Raw genomic sequence first — 1,430 nt, 5'->3', positions numbered from 1 at the left:
GGTGATCGACTGCAGTGGCAGTGCAGAGGTTGCCGAGCGCTATGAAGGCTGGCTGGCCGCCGGCATCCATGTGGTGACCCCGAACAAGCAGGCTGGCGCCGGTCCGCTGGCACGCTACCAGCGCATCCGCGCGGCGGCGGCGGCCAGTGGTGCGCGCTTCCGCTACGAGGCCACGGTGGGTGCCGGCCTGCCGGTGATCACCACGCTGCGTGACTTGGTGGATACCGGAGACGAAGTGCTGGCGATCGAAGGCATCTTCTCCGGCACGCTGGCCTGGCTGTTCAATCGTTTTGACGGCAGCCAGCCGTTCTCGGCACTGGTCGCGCAGGCGCGCTCGATGGGCTACACCGAGCCGGATCCGCGCGACGACCTGTCCGGCGTGGATGTTGCGCGCAAGCTGGTGATCCTGGCCCGCGAGGCCGGTCACGCGCTCAGCCTGGAGCAGGTGCAGGTGGAGAGCCTGGTGCCGGCGTTGCTGCGCGAAGGAAGCGTGGGCGATTTCATGGCCCGCCTGGGTGCCTCCGATGAGGCGCTGCTGGCCCGGCTGCACGATGCCCGCCAGCGCGGTGCGGTGCTGCGCTATGTCGCGCGGCTGGGGCCGGATGGCGCGTCGGTCGGGCTGCAGGAGCTGCCGGCCGACCACGCGTTCGCCAACCTGCGGCTGACCGACAACGTGGTGCAGTTCCGTACCCGCCGCTACTGCGACAACCCGCTGGTGGTGCAGGGCCCGGGCGCGGGCCCGGAAGTCACCGCTGCCGGCGTGTTCGCCGATCTGCTGCGGGTGGCGGCCGGCGAAGGAGCGCGGCTGTGATCGCACGCGCTTTCGCACCCGCATCGGTGGCCAACGTGGCGGTCGGCTTCGACATCCTCGGCCACGCCATCGCCGGTATCGGCGATACGGTGAGCGTGCGCCGCATCGACGAACCATTGGTGCGCATCGATGCGATCCGTGGCAGTGCGGTCGAACTGCCGCTGGATGCACCAGGCAATACAGCAGGGGCCGCGCTGATCGCACTGCGTGCAGCGCTGGGGCTGGGCTTCGGTTTCGCCATCGAGATCGACAAGGGCATTCCGTTCGGCTCCGGCATGGGCGGATCGGCGGCCTCCTGCGTGGCCGCGCTGGTGGCAGCCAATGCAGTGCTGGACATGCCGCTGCCGCGCGAGGCGCTGTATCCGTTCGCACTGGATGGCGAAGCCGTGGCCAGCGGTGGCCGCCATGGTGACAACGTCGGCCCGCTGCTGCTGGGCGGCGTGGCGCTGTGCACGGCTGATCGCTTGGTGCCGATTCCGGTACCGGCCAGCTGGCACAGCCTGCTGGTGCATCCGCATGCGGTGCTGGAGACCCGGCGGGCACGACAGGCGCTGCAGGGCAGCTATGCGCTGGGCGAATTCGTCGCGCAGAGTGCCCACCTGGCGCTGGTGTTGAGCGG

General features: G+C 69.9%; 1 protein-coding gene and 1 pseudogene. Both read left to right on the top strand.

Going from position 1 to position 1,430, the window contains the following annotated elements; translation table 11 throughout:
- A pseudogene (locus AC1VAN_RS21750) lies at positions 1–811 on the top strand (bifunctional aspartate kinase/homoserine dehydrogenase I); the annotation flags it as partial.
- Positions 808–1,430, top strand: a 623-nt coding sequence (locus AC1VAN_RS21745; RefSeq protein ID WP_480986734.1) for a homoserine kinase, incomplete at its 3' end; no start/stop codon positions are given. The pseudogene AC1VAN_RS21750 and the gene AC1VAN_RS21745, both read left to right, overlap by 4 nt.

The organism is Stenotrophomonas sp. 05L44_2 (assembly GCF_056665995.1).
Note: the sequence above shows the minus strand (reverse complement) of the source record. Positions and strands in the feature narration are given on the sequence as shown.